The 24,361-nt window shown below is 58.4% G+C and carries 23 protein-coding genes and 2 pseudogenes; 6 read left to right on the top strand and 19 right to left on the bottom strand.

Annotated elements, in window-relative coordinates; all coding sequences use genetic code 11:
• Window positions 1-177 precede the first annotated feature (177 nt).
• Window positions 178-1,566: pseudogene (locus ACM26W_RS06005) on the bottom strand (IS1182 family transposase).
• A gap of 81 nt (window positions 1,567-1,647) precedes the next feature.
• Window positions 1,648-2,127, bottom strand: a complete 480-nt coding sequence (locus ACM26W_RS06000) for an MgtC/SapB family protein (RefSeq protein ID WP_416139928.1) — start codon at window positions 2,125-2,127, stop codon at window positions 1,648-1,650.
• A gap of 84 nt (window positions 2,128-2,211) precedes the next feature.
• On the opposite strand from ACM26W_RS06000, the gene ACM26W_RS05995 reads away from it, so the two are divergent.
• The gene (locus ACM26W_RS05995) at window positions 2,212-3,231 is read left to right on the top strand and encodes an IS30 family transposase (protein ID WP_416139927.1); all 1,020 of its coding nucleotides are present in this window, start codon (window positions 2,212-2,214) and stop codon (window positions 3,229-3,231) included.
• A gap of 368 nt (window positions 3,232-3,599) precedes the next feature.
• Here ACM26W_RS05995 and ACM26W_RS05990 read toward each other — a convergent pair whose 3' ends face one another.
• From ACM26W_RS05990 to ACM26W_RS05940, 11 genes and pseudogenes are all read right to left on the bottom strand, one after another.
• Entirely contained in the window at window positions 3,600-4,259 is a 660-nt protein-coding gene (locus ACM26W_RS05990; protein WP_416139926.1) for a hypothetical protein, read from the bottom strand.
• 81 nt (window positions 4,260-4,340) lie between these two features.
• The gene (locus ACM26W_RS05985) at window positions 4,341-4,721 is read right to left on the bottom strand and encodes a hypothetical protein (RefSeq protein ID WP_416139925.1); all 381 of its coding nucleotides are present in this window, start codon (window positions 4,719-4,721) and stop codon (window positions 4,341-4,343) included.
• 325 nt (window positions 4,722-5,046) lie between these two features.
• Window positions 5,047-5,463 (bottom strand): ester cyclase, encoded by a 417-nt coding sequence (locus tag ACM26W_RS05980; RefSeq protein WP_416139924.1) that lies wholly within the window; start codon window positions 5,461-5,463, stop codon window positions 5,047-5,049.
• Window positions 5,464-5,705: 242 nt separating this feature from the next.
• Complete coding sequence (locus ACM26W_RS05975; protein WP_416139923.1) at window positions 5,706-7,028, bottom strand: hypothetical protein; 1,323 nt, start codon at window positions 7,026-7,028, stop codon at window positions 5,706-5,708.
• A gap of 70 nt (window positions 7,029-7,098) precedes the next feature.
• On the bottom strand, window positions 7,099-8,253 hold the full coding sequence (locus ACM26W_RS05970; protein WP_416139922.1) for a Shedu immune nuclease family protein: 1,155 nt from the start codon (window positions 8,251-8,253) through the stop codon (window positions 7,099-7,101).
• A gap of 436 nt (window positions 8,254-8,689) precedes the next feature.
• A pseudogene (locus ACM26W_RS05965) lies at window positions 8,690-10,126 on the bottom strand (IS1182 family transposase).
• A gap of 75 nt (window positions 10,127-10,201) precedes the next feature.
• On the bottom strand, window positions 10,202-11,242 hold the full coding sequence (locus ACM26W_RS05960) for a nuclease-related domain-containing protein (RefSeq protein ID WP_416139921.1): 1,041 nt from the start codon (window positions 11,240-11,242) through the stop codon (window positions 10,202-10,204).
• Between the two features lie 149 nt (window positions 11,243-11,391).
• Complete coding sequence (locus ACM26W_RS05955) at window positions 11,392-12,117, bottom strand: anaerobic ribonucleoside-triphosphate reductase activating protein (RefSeq protein ID WP_416139920.1); 726 nt, start codon at window positions 12,115-12,117, stop codon at window positions 11,392-11,394.
• A 60-nt stretch (window positions 12,118-12,177) separates the two neighbouring features.
• Window positions 12,178-12,339 carry an anaerobic ribonucleoside-triphosphate reductase gene (nrdD, locus tag ACM26W_RS05950; RefSeq protein ID WP_416139919.1) on the bottom strand — a complete coding sequence of 54 codons (162 nt, stop codon included), beginning with the start codon at window positions 12,337-12,339 and terminating at the stop codon, window positions 12,178-12,180.
• Window positions 12,340-12,381: 42 nt separating this feature from the next.
• Window positions 12,382-14,103, bottom strand: a complete 1,722-nt coding sequence (locus ACM26W_RS05945) for a ribonucleoside triphosphate reductase (protein WP_416139918.1) — start codon at window positions 14,101-14,103, stop codon at window positions 12,382-12,384.
• A gap of 143 nt (window positions 14,104-14,246) precedes the next feature.
• Entirely contained in the window at window positions 14,247-15,671 is a 1,425-nt protein-coding gene (locus tag ACM26W_RS05940; RefSeq protein WP_416139917.1) for a CHAD domain-containing protein, read from the bottom strand.
• Window positions 15,672-15,801: 130 nt separating this feature from the next.
• On the opposite strand from ACM26W_RS05940, the gene ACM26W_RS05935 reads away from it, so the two are divergent.
• A complete protein-coding gene (locus tag ACM26W_RS05935; RefSeq protein WP_416139916.1) occupies window positions 15,802-16,083 on the top strand; it encodes a DUF503 domain-containing protein in 282 nt (93 codons plus the stop codon).
• 86 nt (window positions 16,084-16,169) lie between these two features.
• Window positions 16,170-17,033, top strand: coding sequence for an SDR family oxidoreductase (locus tag ACM26W_RS05930; RefSeq protein WP_416139915.1), 864 nt, complete (start codon window positions 16,170-16,172; stop codon window positions 17,031-17,033).
• Window positions 17,034-17,124: 91 nt separating this feature from the next.
• Here the strand turns inward: ACM26W_RS05930 and ACM26W_RS05925 are convergent, their stop codons facing one another.
• Together ACM26W_RS05925 and ACM26W_RS05920 are read right to left on the bottom strand one after the other, a co-directional pair.
• A complete protein-coding gene (locus ACM26W_RS05925; RefSeq protein WP_416139914.1) occupies window positions 17,125-17,637 on the bottom strand; it encodes a YgjV family protein in 513 nt (170 codons plus the stop codon).
• Window positions 17,634-17,801, bottom strand: coding sequence for a hypothetical protein (locus ACM26W_RS05920; RefSeq protein ID WP_416139913.1), 168 nt, complete (start codon window positions 17,799-17,801; stop codon window positions 17,634-17,636). Before ACM26W_RS05920 ends, ACM26W_RS05925 begins: the two co-directional genes overlap by 4 nt.
• On the opposite strand from ACM26W_RS05920, the gene ACM26W_RS05915 reads away from it, so the two are divergent.
• From ACM26W_RS05915 to ACM26W_RS05905, 3 genes are all read left to right on the top strand, one after another.
• Window positions 17,800-18,852, top strand: a complete 1,053-nt coding sequence (locus ACM26W_RS05915; RefSeq protein WP_416139912.1) for an alpha/beta fold hydrolase — start codon at window positions 17,800-17,802, stop codon at window positions 18,850-18,852. The two genes, ACM26W_RS05920 and ACM26W_RS05915, sit on opposite strands and share 2 nt — an antisense overlap.
• Window positions 18,853-19,609: 757 nt before the next feature.
• Window positions 19,610-19,855 (top strand): type II toxin-antitoxin system CcdA family antitoxin, encoded by a 246-nt coding sequence (locus ACM26W_RS05910; RefSeq protein WP_416139911.1) that lies wholly within the window; start codon window positions 19,610-19,612, stop codon window positions 19,853-19,855.
• The gene (locus tag ACM26W_RS05905; protein WP_416139910.1) at window positions 19,855-20,172 is read left to right on the top strand and encodes a CcdB family protein; all 318 of its coding nucleotides are present in this window, start codon (window positions 19,855-19,857) and stop codon (window positions 20,170-20,172) included. Before ACM26W_RS05910 ends, ACM26W_RS05905 begins: the two co-directional genes overlap by 1 nt.
• A 28-nt stretch (window positions 20,173-20,200) precedes the next feature.
• On the opposite strand, the gene ACM26W_RS05900 is transcribed toward ACM26W_RS05905, so the two are convergent.
• The 4 genes from ACM26W_RS05900 to hsdR are packed head-to-tail and all read right to left on the bottom strand — an operon-like array spanning window position 20,201 to window position 24,329.
• Window positions 20,201-20,653, bottom strand: coding sequence for a hypothetical protein (locus ACM26W_RS05900; protein ID WP_416139909.1), 453 nt, complete (start codon window positions 20,651-20,653; stop codon window positions 20,201-20,203).
• A 12-nt stretch (window positions 20,654-20,665) separates the two neighbouring features.
• Complete coding sequence (locus tag ACM26W_RS05895; RefSeq protein ID WP_416139908.1) at window positions 20,666-21,019, bottom strand: hypothetical protein; 354 nt, start codon at window positions 21,017-21,019, stop codon at window positions 20,666-20,668.
• A gap of 45 nt (window positions 21,020-21,064) precedes the next feature.
• Window positions 21,065-21,934 carry a PhzF family phenazine biosynthesis protein gene (locus tag ACM26W_RS05890; protein ID WP_416139907.1) on the bottom strand — a complete coding sequence of 290 codons (870 nt, stop codon included), beginning with the start codon at window positions 21,932-21,934 and terminating at the stop codon, window positions 21,065-21,067.
• Complete coding sequence (hsdR, locus tag ACM26W_RS05885) at window positions 21,927-24,329, bottom strand: EcoAI/FtnUII family type I restriction enzme subunit R (RefSeq protein ID WP_416139906.1); 2,403 nt, start codon at window positions 24,327-24,329, stop codon at window positions 21,927-21,929. The genes ACM26W_RS05890 and hsdR overlap by 8 nt, the downstream gene beginning before the upstream one ends.
• Between the last annotated feature and the right edge of the window lie 32 nt (window positions 24,330-24,361).

Raw genomic sequence — 24,361 nt, 5'->3', positions numbered from 1 at the left:
AAAATCCATTGCCCGTTCCTATATCCAGCCGTCAGCCCAAGCTAAGCAGCCTACAAGCCGCCTCAAAGCACATTCGGCATCACCACATGTGCGGTTGTTCGAAACAATGCTCCCCGAGACATCTTCCCTAGAGAGCGTCACAGAAGGCGACAGGTGCTACAGAGAGCGACAGGCACACTATGCCCGCATCGCCTGAATCAACTCCTTGGTACCGAGGATCTTCATGACGCGTTTCATATTGTAGGCCAGCACGTGAAGGCTCATTGCCGTGCTGACGTTCTTGAGGCTCTTGGTCAGAAAATGCGTCGCTCCCATCCAGGCCTTTAGTGTGCCGAACGGGTGCTCGACGGTCTGACGTCTGAGACGCATCATTTCCGGCTTCTGGACCAGTCGAGATTGTACGGCCTCAAGAATATCCTCATGCTCCCAGCGTTTTATACGCCGGTATTTTCCAGTGGTGCATTTAGCTTTCATCGAGCAGGTTGGGCAGGCTGAACTCCAATAGCAATGCAGCGTCTGCTTCTTTTCGACGTTCTTGAAACGCCAGATCAGTCGCTCTCCCGCAGGGCAGCGATATTCGTTGCTTTCGGGAATGAAGAGAAATGCCTCTCTGGGAAACATTCCCTTGGCCTGGTTCGGCGAGGTTTTCGGTTTGGGGAGATAGGTGGTGATGCCGACCTTGTCGCACGCGAGGATCTCTTCTCCCTTAAATTAACCGCGATCAGCCACTACGTTGAGATCTTTGATGCCGCTGGCATCACGCGCCTTTTTGGCCATCCGGGAAAGTTGACTGCGGTCACTACCGACATTGGTGACCTCATGGGCGATGATCAAATGATGCCGGTTATCCACAGCCGTCTGTACGTTGCACCCCACTACCCCGGTGCCTCGCGTCGTCATGGAGTGAGCATCAGGATCCGTTAACGACACTTGCTGGTCAGGTGCTCGGGTTCTTTTTATTTCAATGGCTTGCAGTTGCTGAACTTCATCGGTGAGGGCGATGATCTTTTCCTTCAACTTCGCTGTCTGCGCCTCTGTGACAGCGGGGTCGCCTTGGTCAGCGGAGTCGAGTTGGCGTAGGTAACGCTCGAAGCTCTTCTCGATTTCCTCTGCGCGCCGCTTCATCTTGGCAAACGTATAGTTGCGGTCTCGGTTGTTGACCGCCTTAAATTTGCTCCCGTCGATAGCAACGATTGCTTGTGAGAAGAGCCCCAGGCGCCGGCATAGCACGACAAAGTCTCGGCAGGTGGCACGGATAGCCTTTCCGTTGTGTTTACGGAAATCGGCAATCGTCTTGAAGTCCGGTGCCAAGCGCTCTGTGAGCCACATCAGCTCGACATTGCGCTGTGCCTCCCGCTCCAGGCGGCGGCTGGATTGGATGCGATTGAGGTAACTGTAGAGATAAATTTTCAGGAGTACAGCGGGATGATACGCGGGCCGGCCGGTGGCATGGGGATCGACACCTTTGAAGCCGATCTGTCTGAGGTCGAGCGCCTCAACGAAGGCCTCGATGGCTCGGACCGGGTTGTCCTCTGAGACGAAATCATCCAGAAGCTCAGGGAACAACGTGGCTTAAGACCGGGATTCCCCTGAAACGAGGTGCTATGCTGATGCTCTGAAACGAATTTAATTTTTGAATGTACAGAATCATGGGGTTTTCTTGCGATTTGAGCGAATAATTAAAGGCATCACATAAAGTACCACCCAAGCCAAAGCCGTACACAGCACCGCAGTCTGCTCGCGCCCAAGTCCAACGGCTATTCCTATGGCTGCCGTGAACCAAATACCAGCCGCCGTGGTAAGCCCAGAAGCGCTTTGTTCATCTTTTCGAGTGATGATGGTGCCGGCACACAGAAAACCGATGCCGGCAATCACACCTTGAATGACACGGCTCATCTCAGAATCCGAAATACCCGCTTGCTGTGGGATAAATATAAAAAGAGCAGCCCCCATACAAACCAACATATGTGTACGTATTCCAGCAGACTTGCCACGCTGTTCTCGTTCGAGCCCAAGCAGGCCACCCAAGAGAGCGGCGAATAGCAATCGAATCACAACAATAATAAACTCACCTAAATCGTTAAAATCCGAAAACTCAGACATGATGGTACGGCCGATAAGCTCCATCTCTTTTCTCCTATAAAGTGCGACTCAAATTCGGCGGTCTCAATGACCAAGTGCAACACCTGACCCATCCGGTATGGTGTTGCCATGACTCACTGCTATCGTCACCTCTCTGCTGAAGACCGAGCCGCCATCATGCTGATGCGTGCTCACCACTCGATCCGGGCCATCGCGTGGCAATTGGGACGTGCGCCCAGCACCATCTCACGGGAACTGGCACGCCACACGATCAGGCCCGACAAGGCCTATGATGCCAGTCTCGCCGGTTTCCGGGCCCAACTGACCCGCCGCCGGCCTCGCCGTCGACCCAAGCTGGATCTTGATGGCGAGCTGTTCGAACTGGTGGTCTATCTGCTGCGCAAGTACTGGTCACCGGAGCAGATAGCCCGCACACTAAAACGCATGTTCCCTGATGATACGGACCGCCAGGTCTCACACGAAGCGATCTATAACGCGCTCTACGTCATGCCTCGTGGCTCGCTCAAGAAAGAGCTGATCGCCTGTCTGCGGCAAGGCAAAGGTAAGCGACGCCCGCGCAGTCGCGGCAAGGATCGGCGACAACAGACTCCGGATCTGGTCAGCATCCATCTGCGGCCTCCTGAGATCGAAGATCGTCTGATGCCGGGCCACTGGGAGGGAGACCTCATCATTAGCGCCAACAATCGTTCCGCCGTCGGTACGTTGGTAGAGCGCACCACGCGACTGGTGATCCTGGCGAAAGTGGATGGCACCACCGCCACAGCGGCGGCAGTGGGCTTCAGCGACAAGCTCAATGAGGTGCCGCGAGCCCTGCGCCTGTCCATGACCTACGACCAGGGCAGAGAGATGGTGAAACATGCCGAGATCACTCAGAAGACCGGTACCGCGATCTACTTCGCTGACCCGCATAGCCCATGGCAGCGGGGGTCCAATGAAAACACCAACGGGCTGCTGCGGCAGTACCTGCCGAAGGGCACGGACCTCTCCGTCTACAGCCAGGAAGAACTAGACGCCATCGCCGACTCACTGAACACACGGCCTCGCAAGACGCTGGAATGGCGAACGCCGCTGGAAGTCTTCGCCGAGGTACTCAAGAAGTCGGTCACCGGTCCGAGCACCCTTCAATAGCGTTGCACTTGGAACTTGAGACCGCCCTCCAATTAGTGCGACTATAATTTCAGTTTCCATCATGGCCCTTCCTTCTCGTTTGTACGTCCTGCGAGGTTAGGGATAGTGACGTCAAATTAACTATTGCACAATTCACCTCTGATCGACTGAATCGGCCAACTCGGCACACTCACAGCGTCAGCGGATACCTTCTGATCGAATACGGGGGTCTATTTCTAAACAATCGAGGTCTGGTTTGGATCGGTTCCCCGACCACCCACATCAGCGTAGCCTAAACGTCTCAATTCGGCCAGAAGCGGCCATTGAGACTCTCCTGATTTATAACGTCTAAATCACCGTCAAAAAACAAAGCTACGAAAGAGCGGCGCTTATTTTCGTCCGAGTGCGTTTTCCTTGTTAGGTTCCAGTTTCTTCAAGTGGATAATCCCAGTTTCCCGATGATCTGTATAATATGGAACTTTTACCTCCGAAAGATCGCACTCCCCTCTTTCTAGAGGTACCCGAAACTTCGCGGTCCCTTTATGAGCATGTATATCGTCATCGTCCCAATGTGGTTCCGCGACATCAGCTTGATATTCCATCGTTAACACGAGATGGGATGCACCCTGAGTAAAAAAAGCACCCGTGCTATAAGAACTTGTCTTGTTGGTTTCGAACTCTATACCTATTGTCGACCAAGTTTGTGCGACAGTCATTACTCCAGTATTACCTTTTATAAACTCACCATCACGCCGGCGTGTTTCGATAGTGCCACTCCAACAGCCATTGATATTTGGCAGGCTTATTCCCAAGAATAGCCGCGACCACTTATTTTTCCAGAGGTGATGCTCAACGAGCTTTACACCCATTAGATACACGATGATGGTTGCCGGTGCTGTGATCGCTGCTGCCCCCCAATAGCTGGTTAGCCAACCAAGAAGCCCTCCTAATGAACCGGAAATTACGCTTGATACTGCCGCGACCTTATAAAGCACACGTATACGCTCGCCAGCATTTAATACGTCGTTTACTGAGTAGGTATGCAGCATATCGTTCTCCTTGTAACGCCGCCATAAATGGCGCGAGGAACGAGCGTCCGGCGACCGAAGTGAGCGTATTTAATGGCTTGGTTAAGCATTTTTCTCATTAGTGAGCTCCTCATACCAATTTCGTTGGTTCTCTGGGAGCATAATAGGAACACCAAACTGTATACGGCTGACTTTAGTATCCTTTGAGGTGGCTTCACCTTTTAGATCAGCGCCTATTTCAGCTATCTTCAACCCGCCGCCGCCTGAAGTTGTATCACTCGACTCAACAGTAACCGCAACATCAAAATCTATTATTGTTGATTTGAGACGAGCACTACTTGAAACCCTGGAATTTTTTGGATAATCGTGGCCTCCATCGCCGCTAGGAACAACAAACGCACCAACGCCTTCGGAATTTTGTGCTTTCTTCACACCTGAAAGCACATTGACAAGAACTGATTTGACGAACTCATCTAGTTCCATTTTCATCTCCAAGAATGTTCTTGATGCTTAACTGGTCAGCATTTATACGCCATGCTACGCACGGCGAAGAAATGATGACCAGTTATGCTGCGCGCTCGACCGCGCTCATCCTATTGAAATCCCTAGACATTAAGTATAGATCGGCAGCATAACACCAATCATCGTGCATGCAGCATATCCCCGATGAACACGCTTGCTGCCTTTGCCGGCATAGCCGCTTTGGGTCGTCATCTGTCTTACGCCCTTCATCAGCATAGGCTAACATTCCTCATTCGGCCAGAAGCGGACCAAACCGCTGTAGGGCTTCAGACTGGTCGAAAAGGCTCTATGCCCAGCCTAGTTGCTGTAAGCCGATGGTGTCGTTCCAGATCTTGGTCATGTGCCGAATTCTCCCCTCGTCGAATTCCATGGCATAGACATAATCAGTTGCTACCGTCTTGCCGGTTGGTTCAACAGGTCCTCCCGGTCCGGTTTGTGACCCGTGAAACACTGCAAAGGCTGCAACGCACTTTCGTTCCCCGTCTTCAGCCATGAATTTTAGTTCATAGTGACCGTCTGGAATTGGCGTAAGGAGGTTCTTCATCCACTCGCAATATCCTTCCAGAGTATCTACCTCGGACAATGTACTCGACTGGCATGAAAACGTCGCACTTGGATGGCAGTATTCCTTGCAGCCCTCCCACCCCCTTCCTTTATCACACGCTTCAAAGAAGCCTTCCGCTTGACCAAGAATCCTGCTCATTGTCGCCTCCACTCACGCTTAGACATTCAGGACACGATTATTGATCGCATCAGACAGTCACTATTACACAATCCTGCGCGCTGCAGGATGTCAACCGACCGATTTGGATCGTCAACTTCCTCGGCACTTCCATCAGAGTAGGCCAAAGTTCTCCAATCGGCCAGAAGCGGACGTTGAGATATTTCTCATATGAGTCCCGCTTAATAGGCGCAAGCCTGCGAGCGTCCTAGTTGACGAGATTGCTACGCAGTGCATGCCTCAGAGAACCTCTCAACCCATTCCTGGCCTTCATGTAGCTCATTGAAAATCTCTTCAATACCAACGTTGTTTAAGAGGCTTTCTTCATTGCCGAAAATTCTGACTTCAACCCCATCGCCAAGATAGACTGACGGGAGTGAAAGCTTTGAAAAATCCAAGCTTGTCGAGGAAAAAGAAATTTTCTTGAAATTATCTACTCCTGATCGTGACAAGGCTTTGATAACACCGAGCTTACTGCCATCTAGTTCTTGACCTATTTCATCAATCTCCTTCCTGGCTTCATTGCTAATTAGTTCCAAGGAAAGGCCAAGCTTACTCAGCGCCTTCTCTATCCCTGGAATCATCTTTGATTTTCTTTCTGCCACATCCTTAGGCAGAGCACTACAAATCAAATAGTATAATATCCCAAGGTTGTGGCTTCTAACCCCAAGTTTCATTCTATCCTCAAACGCATGACCTTCTGGAATGTCCAGTATATCGTATATCTTTGCGGATTCTAAAACTCTTTGTATCAATGACTTAGGAAAATTTAGAACTAGGCGAGTAATTATTGAACAAATCTTAAAAGCAACAAAGAGATCTTTGCATTGCAAATGATTAGCTAAGATATGCACGCAAACCGAATACTCTGTGATATTTTGGTTATAAATATAGCTCAGTGCTTCTTTTTCATACATCCGGGTTTCAACGTCTCGTGCATCATCATCCAGTTCATTTACTAAAGCCAGCCGTGCAACCATCTCGTTCGACATAGCTGACGCCTCAAGGAGTGATACAGTCGATACAGGAGATCTAGCTAACAACTCTCCGTGGGCATTTACGAAGTGCGAGAAAAGAATAGGGTTATCTGATACTTTCCCATCTAAACCGAACTGCTTTCCTATGGTGATTCTGGCCTGCCACGGCCGGACTGCTTTTTTGCTTCGATCAATCAGAGTATAGTAGTCGGGAAGACGCAATGATCTAACGTGCTCTAAAAAATATTTAGCCTTGTAAAAGTCGTACTCTGCACCTCCTTTAGTGTTATTTGAGCAATACGCGTCATTCATTTTCCGCAAATGATTCATCCCCCATACTGTAGAGGTTGAATCTATAAAGTGCGTAAACTCATGGACAACTAAAGGCATTATTTTTGACAAATAAAGATAGTCTTTAGATCTTCTGGCTTCTATAAGCTTTTCAAATGCGCGTGTATCAATGCTATCTAGGCAAATGATGCAGGTAAAAAAATCGAAGGAGCCCATGGTATCTGCTTCGAGTAGTCTTCTATAAGTCTTTAACGTATCTTTAATTTTGTCTAAATTCATTTACAAATCGATTCCTGAATAAGGCTAGAGCGCACCATCGCACTTCAGTGCGTTCGAGTGGCGCGAATTGTCAGCTTTGATTATGAAGCACGATGAATCTTGCACGTTCATATAGTTCATCAAAGGTTATTATTTCTGGGTTTGATATATTCTTTCTTAGCAACTCGAATGACCTAAGCTTATCCTTATTAACTCCATTCCCTGTTGAAAACTCAGCCATACTACCTATCACAAGATAGGATTTCGGCTGATAATTATATATTTCCTCTCCGGTAGGATTGCCGAACTTATCGTCTAAGCTGATTTTACTGTCGAGGCTTTCAACAGCAGATGCTACCGTGCCCTGAACTTGAGAGATTGCACCTGCCAACTCCTTTGACGGGGCCCAACATCCGGATCTATATGGCTTAGTATCAAGTAGCTCCGTCGTATGAGTTTTAATTTCGACAAAACATAGATTAGATATAACTCCTTTTGTCTTCATAAGAGCATCAACACGTTTACCATGCGCGCTAACATTATGCCCCTGGACAACCTGCTCTAACTTCTTGTCGTCTAGTCCGGACAGGAATATATATCCAAGGCCATATCCGAAGACCCATGGGTTCTTTTCAAAATACTTCTGCCAAAGCCCCTCATTATTTGTTTTCTTCCTTAATTTAAGGCTGCTGAAGTATTCTGAATCATTCAGCAGCTTTTCATACACATCAAGCTGTTTCTTTCGATACCCAACTGCGACGATGTCTTCAGTTGTAACCTCGGAGCGAAGAACTTCTGCAAACAACTCTTGATTCTCATGCAGAATACTTTTTGCTTGACTATTCGATAGAACAATCCTATTTAGCTCTTCGTCTGTAATATTAATTCGTGAAGGGCTATCCAGATTAACTGATTGGATATTCCGAATAAACTCAAGTAGCTTACCAATTTCTTCACCAACGAATGAGAAGCTAGCGTTATGCGGTTTATCCGTAGCCACAGTATAGCCTTGTATATTTAAAACGGATATGCCTCTTGTATCTTCAAGAAATTTAGCAGTTATATACGATTTCGCGTCCTCTTTGTGGCGAAGAACAACTTCATCTTTGACCTTGGCAAAAGCATATGAATCAGGTGAGTCAATCACTTTCGAGGCAATGCGAACTCTTCTATCAGAATCGCCAAAAGCTTTAAGCCTTGGGCTAATGTAAGTTTTTCCAGCTTTTGGATTTTGATAGTCATCCATACGCGAAATATTTCCTAGGCTCTCAGCAAAAGCTAACTGTTCAACTGGAATTAGACAGCTAGCGCGTTTGTTGACTTGAAAACGCCGGCACGTTAATTCGAATAATGTCACATGTCACTCACGGCCTAATCCTCTAAAAATTAAGGTTATTAAATACCGCCCGGCTGTATAACACTAATCATAGTTCCAGCTGCATCAGACGGATAAACGTGGTGTCCTCATGTGCTGTCATGTCCGCTTTGGGTCCTGGCCGTGTGAAAACAGAAAAATCTGGCCTGACTCAAAAATCTTCCCCCTCAGCTTACTGTTGAGACAACAAAAAGCCGTTGCTTGGATGATTGCCGACTGATGCTGTTGTGAGATCGGGAAATCATGACGACACCAGAAAGCACATATCTCGCCCTTATAGCGCTTAAAAACATGCGAAAAAGGGCTGTTACGCCCTGGCCGCCCTCATCAACCCATTGACTCCCAAGATTTTTATGACACGCTTGAGGTTGTACGCCAACACATGAAGACTCATTTCGGTGCTCACATTTTTTAACCGTTTGGTCGTAAAGTGTGTCGCCCCCATCCACGCCTTCAGCGTGCCAAAGGGATGCTCCACCGTTTGTCGTCTCAGGCGCATCATCTCTGGGTTCCAATCGAGGCGTTACTGCGCAGCTTCGAGTATATCTTCGTGTTCCCAGCGCCTTATACGCCTCTGTTTGCCAGTCGTGCATTTCTCCTTCATGGAGCAGCTTGCACATTCCGAACTCCAGTATGTATGCAGCTTCATCCCTTTATCTATCGTTTCATACCGCCATGTCAGCCGCTGTCCAGCGGGGCAGGAGTATTCATTACTGTCAGGGAGGTATCGAAATGCGTCTCTTGGGAAAAAGCCCTTTGCCTGGTTTGGTGATGTCAGCGGCTTGGGGAGATAGGTAGTGATCCCTTCCTTGTGACAGGCCAGAATCTCCTCGCCCTTGAAGTAGCCTCTATCAGCCACGACCTTCAGCTCCTTGATGCCAGTGGCCTCCCGCGCTTGCTTGGCCATGTTAGAGAGCTGCCCCCGGTCATGCCCGACGTTGGTCACCTCATGGGCCACAATCAAATGGTGCTGGCTATCGACCGCAGTCTGTACGTTGTAACCCACATTTCCAGTACCTCTGCCACTGGTGGCCATCGCCCTGGCATCCGGATCCGTCAAGGATACTTGCTGATCGGGAGACTTCAGCCTCGCCTCCTCAACTGCTTGTAATCGTGCAGTTTCTTCCCGGAGTTTCGTGATTTTTTCCTTCAGATGCGCTGTCTTGGCCTCGGCCAGTGCAGGCTCCTCGCGATCAACTGCGTCAAGCTGACCCAGGTACCGGTTGAAGCTTTCTTCGATCTGCTCAAGGCGACGCTTCATCTTGGTCGCGGTGAAATTACGGTTGCGGTTGTTGACCGCTTTGAACTTGCTGCCATCGATGGCAACGATGGCTTGGGAGAACAGCTCCAGTCGCCGGCAAAGCACGATGAACTCTCGACAGACACGGCGGATGGCCTCGCCATTGTCCTTTCTGAAGTCCGCAATCGTCTTGAAATCTGGTGTCAGGCGCTCCGTTAGCCACATCAGCTCGACATTGCGCTGTGTCTCGCGCTCCAGACGGCGACTTGACTGGATTCGATTGAGATAGCCATAGATGTAGAGCTTCAGAAGAACGGCGGGGTGATAGGCGGGTCTACCTGTCGCGTGCGGATCGACACCCTTGAATCCAAGTCCTCTGAGATCGAGACCCTCCACAAACGCCTCAATGGCACGAACCGGATTATCGTCGGCGATGAAGTCGTCCAAAAGCACGGGGAACAACGTACTTTGATCTCGGGCTTCTCCAACCACGAATCGCTTCATCGCCATTTCCTTAGCGGACCTTGGCAAAGTATAGCGGCCGGTGCGTTTTCACACAGCCTCGGTCGATAGCTGCCATTACGCTCTCCCCTCCGCCTGCCGATAGACCAGATAGTCGTGCTCACACTTTCTGCAGGTTGCCGTATAGCTCGGGCCGTCCTTTGAGACCTTGACGCTCTTCCAACTACAGACGGGGCACGACGGCTGCTTCATCGAGGTGTTGGCGTTGCAGCTTCCGCACTTCACGTAGTAGCCGTACTGGCCATACATGCCGGTCAGGTTATCGGCTTCACCGCACTGCTTGCATGTCAGCAGGCTGATGGCCGGGGATGGGGTGTCTGCCGGCGGCTCGGCGGTGTCTGGCTCAGGTTGACAGGTTCCGGGGGTGGCCACGTAACTCAGCGGCGCGGGTTCGCTGACGGGGGCGGCGTTCGGGGTCGGCTCCTGAACCTTCGTTTCCTGCACCGCCTTCGCCGTGCCCAACTGCAACGTTGAGGTATGTTCCAGCAGGAAGTTGCCGAGATTCTCCAGCTCCTGCAGGGTGAAGCGCGGTTTGACCTTGATGAAGGCGCTGACGCCGTTGCCGATGATCTCCTTCACCTTGCCGCCCACGAACTCGGTCTTCACCACCTTGTCGGCCACGTCCTTCGGCATCTTCTCGCGGTGCAGGATCGCGGTACTGGACACAGCACAAAGCTTTTGCCAATCACGACCTCCGAGCTTGGTCTGGATACCCAACAACTTGCCCAGCAAACGCGCCAGGTTGTTGCTCAAGAGCGCGTGTAGCAGGTCCTTCTGCAGTTCCGCCTGGCGAATCGGCGACGCCATGCCGGACCAGTTGCCCTTGTAGCTGCGCGACCACTCGCCCTCGGCGTTGACCTGCACCTCACCGACGATGCTCTTGGATTCGATGATGATGAAGCCGTAGGGGTGGATCACCAGGTGGTCGATCTGGGCGCACTCGCCGCCATGCTCGATCACCAGATCATGGATGATGCGGACCTGTTCGCTGTTGCCGAACTCCCGACGCAGGTGGAAGGCCACGTCCTGTTCCTGCTTGTGGCCGTAGTAGCCGCGCTCGTCGGCGCCGGTGTAGGCGTCCTTTTCCTTGAGGATCATCGTTTGGTTATTCCCTACGTGTTTCGCCGGCCGTTCTTTAGCGTTTTTAGTGCCGGCTCTGCCGGCAACATTCTGTAACTGAACAGACTGACAGCTAAGCCGCCTGAGCACCAGTAGGCAAACGCTTACAAGACACTGTCGTTTTTCACCTACACCCTGAGTTCAAGATGCTCGAAGGCCGGCATCAGGGTCTCGACCAGGTCTCGAAGCTCGCTACTCGGCGGCGCGTCGGCCACCGGCTGGGCATAGGCGGGGTCGAGGCACTGGCCGGTTCTGGCCACCTGGAGGGCGTAGCGTTTCACGCCTTGCTCGGCGAGATCGAGGGCCAGGCGGCGCAGACTCGCCAGGTCGAGGTCGCGCCAGTGCAGCGTGGTGCGGCACTCGAAGTCGATGCCACTTGCGAGCAACAGCTCGAGGCTCCGGGCGTGGGCGGCGCCCATGCCGGGGCGGCCGACGATGGTATCGAAGCGCGCCGCCGGGCCCTTCACGTCCAGCCCCACCCAGTCCAGGTGTGGCAGGGTCTCGGCCAGGCGCCGCGGGTAGACGCCGGCGGTATGCAGCCCCACCTTGAACCCCAGGGCGCGGGCCCGCGCAGCGGCGGAGGGCAAATCGGCGTGAAGGGTGGGTTCGCCGCCGCTGAACACCACGCCCTCCAGCAGGCCCTGGCGCCGTTCGAGGAAGGCCTCCACCTCGGCCCATTCGCCGGGCGCGGCACGGCGAGGCTCCAACATCTGCGGGTTGTGACAGTAGCCGCAGCGCAGCGGGCAGCCCTGCAGGAAGACCACGCAGGCCAGGTGATCCGGGTAGTCCAGGGTGGTCATCGGGGTAAGGCCGGCCACGGGCAGCCGCGGCCAGGGAGATTCGTCGTGGGACATGGGCGCGTTCCGGCCGAACGCCCCGGGCACAGGCCCGAGGCGCCCGGCATGGCGGTGGGGTCAGGGGGTGGCGGCCTGCTCGCTGAAGTGGCGCCGCTCGCAGTGCTCGGACTGCTTGCCGCGGTTGAACTGGCTGACCGGTCGGTGATAGCCCATCACCCGGGTCCAGACCTCGCAGCGCTGGCGCTCTTCGTTGGGCAGGCTCTCGACGCTATGACGCATGTAATGCTCCTTTTCACGGTGGTGGTGTTGCAGAGAAATGCCTCAGGTCGTGGCTTCGGCCTGGGCGCGTCTGGCCAGAAGCGTTTCGTCGCACTTCGGGCAGAACTCGTGCTCGCCGGCCAGATAGCCGTGCACCGGGCAGATCGAGAAGGTCGGCGTCACGGTGAGATAGGGCAGGCGGAAGCGCGACAGCGCGGTGCGCACCAGGGTCTTGCACGTGGCGGGGCTGGAGAGCCGTTCGCGCATGTAGAGGTGCAGCACGGTGCCGCCGGTGTATCGGGTCTGCAGCGGGTCCTGGTGCAGCAGTGCCTCGAAGGGGTCATCGGTATGCCCCACCGGCAGCTGGCTGGAGTTGGTGTAATAGGGCGACTCCGGGGTGCCCGCCTGGAGGATGGCGGGGAAACGCTTGGCGTCCTCCTTGGCGAAGCGGTAGGTGGTGCCCTCCGCCGGAGTCGCCTCCAGGTTGTAGAGGTGGCCGGTGCTCTCCTGGAACTCACGCATGCGGTCGCGCACGTGCTCGAGCAGCTCCAGCGTCAGCTGCTGGCCCTCGGTGTCGGCGATATCGAAACGGTCGTCGAAGAAGTTGCGCACCATCTCATTGAGGCCGTTCACGCCCAGGGTGGAGAAGTGGTTGCGCAGGGTGCCCAGGTAGCGGCGGCTGTAGGGGTAGAGGCCGTCGTCCATCCAGCGCTGGATGCAGTCGCGCTTGATCTCCAGGCTGTCGCGGCCGAGTTCGAGCAGGCGGTCCAGCTCGCCGAGGAGCCCCGTCCGGTCGCCGGCAAAGCGATATCCCAGCCGCGCGCAGTTGATGGTCACCACGCCCAGCGAGCCGGTCTGCTCGGCGCTGCCGAACAGGCCGTTGCCGCGCTTGAGCAGCTCGGTGAGGTCGAGCTGCAGCCGGCAGCACATGGAGCGCACCATGTGCGGTTCCAGGTCCGAGTTGAGGAAGTTCTGGAAGTACGGCAGCCCGTACTTGGCGGTCAGCGCGAAGAGCCGCTCGGCGTTGTCACTCTCCCAGTCGAAGTCCGGGGTGATGTTGTAGGTGGGAATCGGGAAGGTGAACACCCGCCCCTGGCAGTCGCCCTCCTCCATCACCTCCAGGTAGGCGCGGTTGAGCAGGTCCATCTCGGCCTCGAGCTCGCCATAGGTGAAGGGCTGCTCCTCACCGCCGATGATCGGCACCTGGTCGCGCAGGTCGGCCGGGCAGGTCCAGTCGAAGGTGAGGTTGGTGAAGGGGGTCTGGCTGCCCCAGCGCGACGGCACGTTGAGGTTGTAGATGAACTCTTGCACCGCCTGCTTCACCGCCGTGTAGTCGAGCTCATCGCGGCGCACGAAGGGCGCCAGATAGGTATCGAAGGAGCTGAACGCCTGGGCGCCGGCCCACTCGTTCTGCAGGGTGCCGAGGAAGTTGACCATCTGCCCCAGGGCGCTGGTGAGGTGCCTGGGCGGCGCACTCTCTGCCCGGCCCGGCACACCGTTGAAGCCCTCGATCAGCAGGGTGCGCAGCGACCAGCCGGCACAGTAGCCACTGAGCATGTCCAGGTCGTGGATGTGCAGGTCCCCCTCCCGGTGGGCCTCGCCTACCGCGGCGGGATAGACCTCATCCAGCCAGTAGTTGGCAATCAGCTTGCCCGAGGCGTTGAGGATCAGCCCTCCCAGGGAGTAGCCCTGGTTGGCGTTGGCGTTGACGCGCCAGTCGGCGCGCTGCAGGTACTCGTTGACCGTCGAAGCGACGTTGACGGCGCCGGTCGGCTGGCGTTGCATGGGTGTTCCCTCCCTGGCCAATTATCTATATATGGTGTCATCAATTCTTTGAAACACCATATGTTGTGCCTGGCAAAGGGTAAACACCCAGGCGGGGCAAGGGAATGATCCAGGTCAGGAAAAGGCAGCACTGCCGCCGTCGGTCACTTGGAGGGCGTCTTCGATGACGACGCGGTCAGCGGTGGAAGCACCATGATCTGCTCGCGCAGCGCGCTCTTCTGCTCCTCCAGCGCGCCGCGCCAGGCGTCACACTCCTGCCGGCGCCGGGGAGCATTGCGCGAACTGGCGGCAAAGGCCTCGATCCCGTCCTGCCGCGTACACAGATCCTGGAAGTCTCCCAGCAGGGTCTGGCGTTGCTTCAGGCCGGCCAGCAAGTCGCGGTGGCGCTTCGGTTCCAGCTCGGCCAGGTAGCGGATGCGCTTCACGGCCTTGCGCAGGTCGTGGAAGGCCTCGTCGGAGGCATCGCGAGAGAGCGCGGCCAGGTCGCGGTCGTGGCCGGCGATGCGCTTGGCCAGCACCGCCTCGATCCGCGCCGGGGAGAGACGAGCAAGCGCCTGCCGGAAGCCTGCGGCGTCGAGAAAGTCCTGCCAGGCCTGCATCTGCTCGGCGTAGTCAGGCTGACGAAGCTGGTGGCACAGCGCCTCATGCTGCTCCCGCTGACGAACCAGCAGCCAGCGCTCCAGGGCCTGGCGGGAGCGCGGCGCCAGCGGCGGCGGGTGTTGCGCCAGGCTCTCCAGGAAAACGTCCAGGTCGCGCAGGTCGCTGGTGGCCTGGGCGCGCCGTTTGAGCCGCTTCAGCTGCTTCTTGAAGCCGGGCACCTTTATCTTTTTGGATTTCTTCTGACTTCCCGCTCTCTTGGCGGTGGCCAATACGGCTTCGCCGATCGCCCGACTGCGGCGCAGTTTGACACGGTACTGGTGCAGAAACTCGGGGTCGACGCCGGCGATCACTCCGGGTTCCAGCGCCCTGGCCATCCGACACTGATGCGTGAGCAGTCCATGAATGCGATGGTCCAGGTCGGCCTTGCCCAGCTCGGGGGGCTCGGGCGCCCGCCGCTTGAAGAGCGCATGACTGGCCTCCTCCGGGGTCAGGCTGTTCGCCAGTTCGGCGCTGTGCTGTGCCACTGAATGCCAGGAAGTATCCGTCAGGGTGAGGTGCAGTACGCCACCGGTGGGAAGGTCGCCAGGCGCCTCACTGCAGAACCAACCGGCCAACTCCAGCAGGGCCGGGTTGTGGCCAATCACCAGCACCCTGTCGGCCTCGTCCGGCAGATGCTTCAACCAGGCGAGCAGCGCCTGGCCATCGAAGGTGTAGAGGGCCTCGTCGCGGCCGGCCCGCTCGGCCAGGGAGAGTTCGGGCATCCGTTCGGCGATCTCGACAAGCGTCTCCTGCGCGCGTGTCGCAGCGCTGACGTGAATCTCCCCTTCAAGTGCCTGCCAGCGCTGCAGAGCAGGCGCCATGGCAGCCGCCTGGCGCCGCCCGCGCCGGCGCAGCGGCCGCTGGTGATCGCTCATGTCGCCGCTGGCCTGGCGGGCCTTGGCATGACGCATCAGGAAGAGGTGCCGCATGTGTTCGCTCCGAGCCACGCTGTGTGGTGCCAAGCTTAGGCCAATCCGGCCCACCTCTCCTCAGTGGTACCGGCCTCGTGGTATAGCTCGTTCCGGCAACACCGGACGTCACCTGCTCACAAGGAGCCCCATGCATATCGGCATTCTCACCCTGCGTATTTCACTGCCCGGCTGTCGCTCCCTCAAGGAGAAGCGCCAGCGCATGGGCGGCCTGCACGAACGCTTCGGACGCAACCCGGCGGTGGCCGTGTGCGAGAGCGGCGAGCACGACCGGCTGGAGGCGAGTGAATGGACCTTCGTGGCGGTGGCCAACACGGGGCCCAAGGTGGAGGCCCTGCTCAGCGAGATCGAGGACAAGATCCAGCGAACCGTGGATGGCCGGGTGATGGAGGCGACCCGAGAGTTGCTCTAGTAGGCAGCAACCCACAGCTTGTTACCGGGGGCGCTCAGGCACAGGGGCGTGGACGCACACAGAGGAAGCACAGAGAGGAGACAAGGATGACGGATGAACGCGCAGGTTCGGCGCGCAGCCTGCTGATCACCGGCTGTTCCAGCGGGATCGGCCATGCCGCGGCCCACGCCATGGCGGCACGGGGCTGGCGGGTCTTCGCCACCGCACGCGCCGAGGCGGACGTGGCCAGGCTCCGCGAGGAAGGCCTCGAGGCCCTGTCGCTGGACCTGGCCAGCAGCGCCTCCATCGAGGCGGCGGTGGCCACCGTGAAGGAGCGCACTGAAGGGCGGCTGACGGCGCTGTTCAACAACGGCGCCTACGGCCAGCCCGGCGCCGTGGAGGATCTCTCCCGGGAGGTGCTGCGAACCCAGCTCGAGACCAACCTGCTCGGCACCCACGAGCTCACCACCCGTGTGCTGCCGATGATGCGCGCCCAGGGCCACGGGCGCATCGTGCAGAACAGCTCGGTGCTGGGGTTCGCCGCCCTGCCCTACCGCGGCGCCTATGTCTGCTCCAAGTTCGCCCTCGAAGGCCTCACCGACACCCTGCGCCAGGAGCTTCAGGGCAGCGGCATCCACGTCAGCCTGATCCAGCCCGGCCCCATCACCAGCCGCTTCCGCGAGAACGCCTACCGTGCCTTCCAGGCCAATATCGATACCGTCCACAGCGCCCATGCCGACACCTACCGCCAGGTGGCGGCCCGCCTGGCCAACCAGGAAGGCAAGGCACCCTTCACCCTCGGCCCCGAGGCGGTGGTGGCCAAGCTCATCCACGCCCTGGAGCACCCGCGCCCGAAGCCGCGCTATGCGGTGACGCTGCCCACCCATCTGTTCGCCGCGCTCAGGCGGGTACTCAGCACCCGCGGCATGGACAGAGTGCTGCTGCGCTCGACGCGAGATGAGCGGGAGTGAGAGGCAAACGGATGAAAGGAGAGAGACGTGATGATCGCTGATAGAGCACGGAGCCCGAGAGGCGCCGGAACGAGCAACGGGCAGCCCTCGGTCAAACTCCGTGGCCCTCATCGGCGGCGGCCTGGATGCGCCGCCTCTTCCGGTCGCGGTGCATCGCGCGCAGATTGGCCACACTCATCAGCGTCTCATTGGCAACGGCCACCCAGGAGCCAACGATCACGCCGTTGAATCCAAAGCTGGCGTGGCCGGCCAGAAAGAAGCTGCGTACCCAGATCACGTCTCGCATTAATCCGCCCACGACGAAGAACGTCGAGCCGATCGCCACGACCCATCCCGAGAGAGACATCGCTACCAGGGCACCGGTGAGGTAGAGACACATCGCCAGTGCCGCTACCCACCGGCGAGGACGGGCGGCGACCCCGAGATTGTAGGCCACACCGACCAGCAGGATCGCGCTGGTTTCATAGGCCTCGAGCATGGCGAAGTGGATCGACCAGAGTCCCAGAGCAATGGATACCGCCCTCAGCAAGCCGGCCCGCGTATGGGACTGCAACGCCACCATCTGCGTCAGGCATGCCGTGATACCCACCACCCAGACCATCATGACTCGCTCCCTTGCCCGTCACCGATACCCACCATCATGAAGCGCTCGAAGCGTGAGCCGTACATGATCTTGGCCTCTGCTCCCCCACCGCCATACAGCCTGTCCGCCGGGCGGCCGGCGAAGCACCACAGCAGGCGAATCAGCAGGATGGAAAAAGGCTTCATGGGCGACGCACAACTCGGCGATCTTGAAAAGGAGGTACCTGCTGCCCATCTTCCTTTTTTCTCAACCGAAGCGCGAGAAAATCAAAGCCACCACCTTTATCAACCCATCACCACCCTTCGAAATCCAGATCGTCTATGCTGCAGGAAGCACGAAAAATTGAAGGAGAGCATCATGAGGGGATTTGCGTTGCGCGGCGTGCATTATATGGGACTGGTACTGCTGTTGGCGCTTTCCAATCAGGTGCTGGCAGCCGAAGTCAACTGGCCGCGAATGACCGAGTCGGCGGACGGCGTGGCGATTGCCTACGAGGTGCAGGGGAGTGGCGAACCAACGCTCGTCTTCATCCATGGCTGGAGCTCCGACGGGCGGTACTGGCGCGGGCAACTGCCGTACTTTTCGCAGAGTCATAGAGTGATCACGATCGACCTTGCGGGACACGGCCACTCCGGACTTGGGCGTGACGCCTTCACCATGCCCGCCTTCGGAGAGGATGTGAAGGCGGTGCTGGATGCCCTGGAAGTGGAGCGCGCGATCCTCATCGGACACTCCATGGGCGGGCCGGTCAGCGTGGAAGCGGCACGCCTGATGCCGGAACGCGTCATCGGAATCGTGGGCGTCGATACCTTCCACCACGTGGCTTCGGAGATCAGCCAGGCGCAGCGCGACGAGATGCTGGAACCTCTGCAGCAAGACTTTTCACCGGCCGCGCGCCAGTTCGTGGCGTCGATGTTCATCGATAGCACCGATTCTGAGCTGCGCGACTGGGTCATGCACGACATCGCGGCCGCGCCGCCTGAGGTGGCCATCAACGCCATGGATGACATGCTGTCGCGGCATGCCGACGGGGAAGCGGCGCGGCATTTCGAGGAACTGACGATCCAGGTGGTGGCGATCAACGCCGATCTGTGGCCCACCGACCTCGAGGCCAACCGGCAACTGCAGCCCGAGTTCAACGCCGTGATCATGGAAGAGTCCGACCACTTCCTGCACATGGCCAAGCCGGCGGCCTTCAACCGTGAGCTGGAACGGATGATCGGCACGCCACCATGACGTTGCAGAAAGACTGTGAAGCCCTGCAGAAAACCATCTGCTGTTGCGCTCGCCGAAGAACGCCCGCCACCTGCTCGAATCCATTGCACAGCTGGAGGAAGGGGGTGGTCTGGAGAGATCGCGATGCACCCATTCAGAATGGGGACGCTCCGATTGGCATCCGCGGTGACCGGTTGGCGGAGTTCTCCCCAGAACTCCGCCTCGTCATCAACACAGAAATACGGCTACTCGCATCCGGCAGGCTCCCCTGCCCAGCCTACCTCACGCAGCCTGACCTCGAGGTCATGGCGGCGGTAGTCGTTATCGAAGGCCATCACCTCGAACACGGTATCGTCCCGCGTGGGGCGCACCCTGCTCGGGGAGAGATGCCAGCAGCGCGGCGCGAACGGGCGCCACCGGTAACAGCGGCGGCTGGTACACCACCGAACTCCCCGGTCCGGGGCGATAGACGAAGCGCAAGTCGAAGCACCAGCCACATTGCCAGGGCCAGCACCAGCGCCGCGACGCCTGCCGGCACGGCCCATCGCCAACGGCGCCGGGATTGTTCTCTCATGGCCACCCTCCCCTCCTCGCCATTGGCAGCGTAGCACCACACTGATCGCGACAGGCGCCCTCCCGACCATCATTGCCGAATCGGCTCCCGAGCCCTATGGTCGAAGCCCCACACGCCCCCTGGGCAGAGAGAATAGCCCCCTTGCCGGGCAATCTCAGTGCGCATACTCTATGCGCATAGCCCTTCGAAACAGGAGACTTCTCCATGTCGCCACTCTTCGATGTCACGGCACCCAAGAAGCCCACCAATGTCAGCATCAACAGCGACCTGCTCCAACGCGCAAGGCGCCTGGGGATCAACCTCTCTGCCACCTTAGAGAGTGCGCTGACCGAAACGGTGCGTACCGAACAACAGGAACAGTGGAAGCGGGAAAATGCCACGGCCATCCAAGCCTACAATCGGACCGTGGAAGATCACGGCACCTTCGGCGATGGCGAAAGGCAATTCTGATGGCCCAGTTCCAAGCCTACGAAAACCGGAACCTGAGCTCGTGCAAACGCTACCCCTACCTGCTTGATATCCAGAGCGACCTGCTCGACGAGCTTCGCACAACCGTAGTCGTGCCATTCAGCCCAGCCACTCAAGCCGAAAGCATGCGAATGACCCATTTGAACCCCATCATCGAGATCGATGGCGAGCGCTATATCCTCATGACGCAGGAACTCGCCGGCATCGAAAGGAAGCGACTCGGCAAGGTGGCGTGTGACCTTAGCCGATATCGAGATCCGGTCGTTGCCGCCGTCGACTTCCTGATAACCGGCATCTGATCCCGCTACGGTCGCCCATATGAGCGGCCTACCGACTCACCCCCAGGGACTTGACCCTGCGGTAGAGTGCGGCGAGAGCGCCTCCGCCCAGCATCATGCCAAGGCCCGCCACCACCACGACCAGAGCGTCGTAGGCGACAGTACCGGAGGAGGAGTACACCCCCACCAGCATGCCGATATGACGCACCACCAGAGTGACGCCGATCAGGAAGGTACCGGCGCTCACCAGGTCGTCATCCCTGACCCGCCCCGCCTCCTCAGCCTCGCCATGCAGCCTGTCCGCCAGTCGGCCGGCGAAGCACCACAGCAGCACGCCGCCCACCATGGGCACCCCTACGGTGGCGACGAGCACCGGCAGTAGCTCGGCTGACCAGAACTCTCCTACATGAGGGCCCAGCAGCGCCGGCAGCACCGAGAACAGCGTCTTCAGGAAGAGATAGAGACCCAGCAGGCGTATCAGCAGGATGGAAAACGGCTTCATGGGGTCTCCCGGTTATTCTGGCGGCTCGTCGTCCTCGATGGGCCCGCCCAGCGTATCGAGCATCACGCTGTGGCACTCCACCTCGAACCACTCATCGAAGCGCTTAAGGGTCAGCTTCGGCCACAGCGCCGGATCGGTATACCAGCCCTCCAGTTCCGACTCGAACAGGCTGCGCCAGTTGGCCTTGACCCAGCGCCTTACCTCTTCGGGCGATTCCGATACCTCGTCGCTGACCAGAAAAACGGTCAGGTCACTGTTGGCCTCTTTCAGGGTAACGTTGACACCGCTCGGCGAGGGGTCGGCGTCATTGATCCACTGAACGGCAGGAGCCTTGTAGCGCAGCAGCAGGGCGGAGCGGTTGAGCATTGATGTTCCCCTAGGAATGCATACGAGTGCCGATTTTCGGCCAAGTTAGCTTGGCAATTGAAGTGACCCAGTTCCCACGATTACTGCCTCTCCAGCAATGCGGATCGAAAGACCGTCTTCGGTGCGTTCAGCCTCGGCATGGATACGGCTTGGGCGACCCATCTCGATGCCCTGCTCGATCTGCCAGCGCCATCGGCTAATTCCCTTATTCTGCGCCAGATGCCCTGCCAGGGCCGCGGCGGCGCTACCGGTGGCCGGATCTTCACGGACACCGCCTTCGGTGGAAAACATCCGAGCTCTCACGGATTGCGATTCATCAGTTTCATCACCAGCAACGTAGAGGTAGATCTGATCCTGGCCGCTGGGTGACACACACCTTCCCCAGGCACTTGGCGAAGGCCGCGCCTTCTCGAGAGCCTCCAGCGAGTCGAGTTCGATCAGGTGATAGGGCAGCCCGCAGGAGGCAAGCACCGGCTCGCTCAGGACCTGGTGCACCGCCAATCCCAGCAACTCAGCGGCGGAGGCCTGGGTCAAGGTACTCGCCAGGATGCTGACGGGTTCTGCCGTGATAAGTCGTGCCAACGCCCGATCGAACTCCACGACCAGGGGTCCGACGCCCGCCTCGAGAATCAGCGGACACCCACGCTCGGCCATGCCCAGCTCCACCAGCAGGTGTGCCGTGCCTACCGCAGGGTGGCCGGCGAAGGGTAGCTCTGCAGTGGGTGTAAAAATGCGAATCGGGTAGCGATGCTGGCCGGTTGACTGGCCGACGAACACCGTCTCGGAGAGGTTCAGTTCGTTGGCGATGGCCTGCATCGTGCTGGACTCAAGACCCTCGGCGTGGGGAAAAACTGCCAGAGGGTTGCCGGCAAAGGCTCGGTCGGTGAAGACATCGAGCAGGAAATACTCAGTCATACAGCCTCGCCTGGAACCCGATGAAGACGTCACGGATATTCTCGACGCTGCCGAGCTCGGCGACGGCGTCGGTGGGGGTCTGGTACTTCAGCTGGATCAGGTTCGGCAGCCGCTCCTGGGCGAGCACGGCGACGCCGCTCTCCACGTAGTGATCCAGGATAAAGCTCAGGAACTCGCGCTGGCGGTAGTCGTACTCCGCAAACAGCTGGCTGCGATGGGTGGCGACCCGCTCCTCTCGGCTGATCGGTGGCAGCGCGAAGGCGATGTAGGCCAGCACATCGAAGAGGTCGCTGTTCTCGGCATCCACCAGGCGCGCGATATCGCGCAGCTGCTCGCTGCCGTAGCCCTTCTCGGCCAGGCGATCCAGCAGCGCCTGACGGGTATCCGGGCGGCTCCACAGCTCGCGCAGGGTCTCCTCGTCCTGAAACAGGGCCGGCAGGTCACCGTAGAGCCGGCGGATGAAATCGGCGGCACTGATCGGCGTGCCGTCCGGGCTCCAGAAACTGGTAGAGCTCATATGCTGCAGCTGGCGAACCTTGCCCGACGCCAGCTCGATTTCCACCACGGGCCTGCCGCCCTCACCGCCGCACTGGCTGGGCACCTCGCCACACACCGGGCAGGGCTCCGGCGGTTCCTTCTCGCAGGTGCAGGGGCGGTTGCCGCATGCCTCGCAGAGCACCGGCGGGCTGGTCACGCAGGTGCAGGGGTTCTCGCCGCAGCTGCCACAGGGCTCGGGCGCCACGGGCTCACCGTCCCACTCGGGGTCGTTGAAGTGCTCGTAGGCGCGCACGAAGTCGAGGATGGTGAAGTGGTCCTTGCCGTCGAACAGGCGCGTGCCCCGGCCGATGATCTGCTTGAACTCGATCATGGAGTTGACCGGGCGCATCAGCACGATATTGCGGATATTGCGCGCATCCACGCCGGTGGAGAGCTTCTGCGAGGTGGTCAGGATGGTGGGGATGGTCTTCTCGTTGTCCTGGAAGCGGCGCAGGAAGCGCTCACCCTCGGCTCCGTCATCGGCCGTCACTCGCACGCAGTAGTTGGGGTCGGGGTGCGTCTTGGCCTGGTTGATCAGGTCGCGCACCGCCAGGGCGTGCTCCTGGTTGGCGCAGAACACCAACGTCTTCTCGCGCGGGTCGATCATCTCCATGAACACCTGCACCCGGTACTTCTCGCGCTCCTTGATCCTGATGAGCCGGTTGAAGTCGGCCTCGGTATAGCGCCTGCCCTGCTCCACCTCGCCCTGCACCACCTCGTCGTCCGGGGTGTAGACGTAGTCGTCCAGGGTGGTGGCGATCTGGCGCACCTTGAAGGGCGTCAGGAAGCCGTCGTTGATTCCCTCCTTCAGCGAGTAGACGTAGGCCGGCTCGCCGAAGTAGGCGTAGGTGTCGGTGTTGGTGGTGCGCTTGGGGGTGGCGGTGAGGCCGAGTTGCACCGCCGGTGCAAAGTACTCGAGGATGGCGCGCCAGCTGCTCTCGTCGTTGGCGCCGCCGCGGTGGCATTCGTCGATGATGATCAGGTCGAAGAAGTCCGGCGGGTAGTCGCCGAAGCTGGGCGCCGGGTTGCCTTCCGCATCGCGGCCGCTCATGAAGGTCTGGAAGATGGTGAAGAAGAGGTTGCCGTTCTTGGGCACCCGCCCCTGCTTGCGGATCGCATCCGGCGCGATGCGCACCAGGGCATCCTCGGGGAAGGCGGAGAAGCTGTTGTAGGCCTGGTCGGCGAGGATGTTGCGGTCGGCCAGGAAGAGGATGCGCGGCCGGCGCCGGGTCGCCTCGTCGCCCTGCCAGGCCGCCAGGTTCCAGCGGCTATGGAACAGCTTCCAGGCGAGCTGGAAGGCGATGGCGGTCTTGCCGGTACCGGTGGCGAGTGTCAGCAGCACGCGCTGGCGGCCGGCGGCGATCGCCTCCAGTGCCTGGTTGATGGCGTTGTGCTGGTAGTAGCGCGCCTGCCACTGGCCTCCGTTGTCGTGGAACGGCACCTCGCCGAAGCGCTCGCGCCAGGCGTTGGGCTCGGGGAAGGTCTCGGCCCAGAGCGCCTGTGGCGTGGGGTAGCCGGCCACCGGGCCTTCCTCGCCGGTGTGCATGTCGACCCGATAGAGCCCCACCCCGTTGGTGGCATAGGCGAAACGCGCCTGCAGCCGCTCGGCATAGCGCTTGGCCTGGGCCAGGCCCTCGGTGACGGGAAGGTCGCGCTTCTTGGCCTCGATCACCGCCAATTTCTGGCCCTGGTAGAAGAGCACATAGTCGGCGATGTCGCCCCGGGCGCGCTGCCCTGCGCCCTGCAGCCGCCCCAGGGTGATCACCTCGCGGCGTACCCGGCTGCCCGCCACCACGCCCCAACCGGCCTCTTTCAGGGCCGGGTCGATCAGCTCGGCGCGGGTATCGGCTTCGTTCATGAGCGGCTTCCCTGTGGTGCGATCTCTGTGTC

It is taken from the genome of Halomonas sp. HK25 (assembly GCF_047795635.1).
In the GTDB taxonomy this organism is placed as follows: Bacteria; Pseudomonadota; Gammaproteobacteria; order Pseudomonadales; family Halomonadaceae; genus Halomonas.
Note: the sequence above shows the minus strand (reverse complement) of the source record. Positions and strands in the feature narration are given on the sequence as shown.

Bases quoted from the DNA above. Each gene is read 5' to 3' on its own strand.
- ACM26W_RS06000 (WP_416139928.1), bottom strand. From the start codon at position 2,127: ATGGAGCTTATCGGCCGTACCATCATGTCTGAGTTTTCGGATTTTAAC.
- ACM26W_RS05995 (WP_416139927.1), top strand. From the start codon at position 2,212: ATGACTCACTGCTATCGTCACCTCTCTGCTGAAGACCGAGCCGCCATC.
- ACM26W_RS05990 (WP_416139926.1), bottom strand. From the start codon at position 4,259: ATGCTGCATACCTACTCAGTAAACGACGTATTAAATGCTGGCGAGCGT.
- ACM26W_RS05985 (WP_416139925.1), bottom strand. From the start codon at position 4,721: ATGGAACTAGATGAGTTCGTCAAATCAGTTCTTGTCAATGTGCTTTCA.
- ACM26W_RS05980 (WP_416139924.1), bottom strand. From the start codon at position 5,463: ATGAGCAGGATTCTTGGTCAAGCGGAAGGCTTCTTTGAAGCGTGTGAT.
- ACM26W_RS05975 (WP_416139923.1), bottom strand. From the start codon at position 7,028: ATGAATTTAGACAAAATTAAAGATACGTTAAAGACTTATAGAAGACTA.
- ACM26W_RS05970 (WP_416139922.1), bottom strand. From the start codon at position 8,253: ATGGATGACTATCAAAATCCAAAAGCTGGAAAAACTTACATTAGCCCA.
- ACM26W_RS05960 (WP_416139921.1), bottom strand. From the start codon at position 11,242: ATGATCCTCAAGGAAAAGGACGCCTACACCGGCGCCGACGAGCGCGGC.
- ACM26W_RS05955 (WP_416139920.1), bottom strand. From the start codon at position 12,117: ATGTCCCACGACGAATCTCCCTGGCCGCGGCTGCCCGTGGCCGGCCTT.
- nrdD (WP_416139919.1), bottom strand. From the start codon at position 12,339: ATGCGTCATAGCGTCGAGAGCCTGCCCAACGAAGAGCGCCAGCGCTGC.
- ACM26W_RS05945 (WP_416139918.1), bottom strand. From the start codon at position 14,103: ATGCAACGCCAGCCGACCGGCGCCGTCAACGTCGCTTCGACGGTCAAC.
- ACM26W_RS05940 (WP_416139917.1), bottom strand. From the start codon at position 15,671: ATGCGGCACCTCTTCCTGATGCGTCATGCCAAGGCCCGCCAGGCCAGC.
- ACM26W_RS05935 (WP_416139916.1), top strand. From the start codon at position 15,802: ATGCATATCGGCATTCTCACCCTGCGTATTTCACTGCCCGGCTGTCGC.
- ACM26W_RS05930 (WP_416139915.1), top strand. From the start codon at position 16,170: ATGACGGATGAACGCGCAGGTTCGGCGCGCAGCCTGCTGATCACCGGC.
- ACM26W_RS05925 (WP_416139914.1), bottom strand. From the start codon at position 17,637: ATGATGGTCTGGGTGGTGGGTATCACGGCATGCCTGACGCAGATGGTG.
- ACM26W_RS05915 (WP_416139912.1), top strand. From the start codon at position 17,800: ATGGGCGACGCACAACTCGGCGATCTTGAAAAGGAGGTACCTGCTGCC.
- ACM26W_RS05920 (WP_416139913.1), bottom strand. From the start codon at position 17,801: ATGAAGCCTTTTTCCATCCTGCTGATTCGCCTGCTGTGGTGCTTCGCC.
- ACM26W_RS05910 (WP_416139911.1), top strand. From the start codon at position 19,610: ATGTCGCCACTCTTCGATGTCACGGCACCCAAGAAGCCCACCAATGTC.
- ACM26W_RS05905 (WP_416139910.1), top strand. From the start codon at position 19,855: ATGGCCCAGTTCCAAGCCTACGAAAACCGGAACCTGAGCTCGTGCAAA.
- ACM26W_RS05900 (WP_416139909.1), bottom strand. From the start codon at position 20,653: ATGAAGCCGTTTTCCATCCTGCTGATACGCCTGCTGGGTCTCTATCTC.
- ACM26W_RS05895 (WP_416139908.1), bottom strand. From the start codon at position 21,019: ATGCTCAACCGCTCCGCCCTGCTGCTGCGCTACAAGGCTCCTGCCGTT.
- ACM26W_RS05890 (WP_416139907.1), bottom strand. From the start codon at position 21,934: ATGACTGAGTATTTCCTGCTCGATGTCTTCACCGACCGAGCCTTTGCC.
- hsdR (WP_416139906.1), bottom strand. From the start codon at position 24,329: ATGAACGAAGCCGATACCCGCGCCGAGCTGATCGACCCGGCCCTGAAA.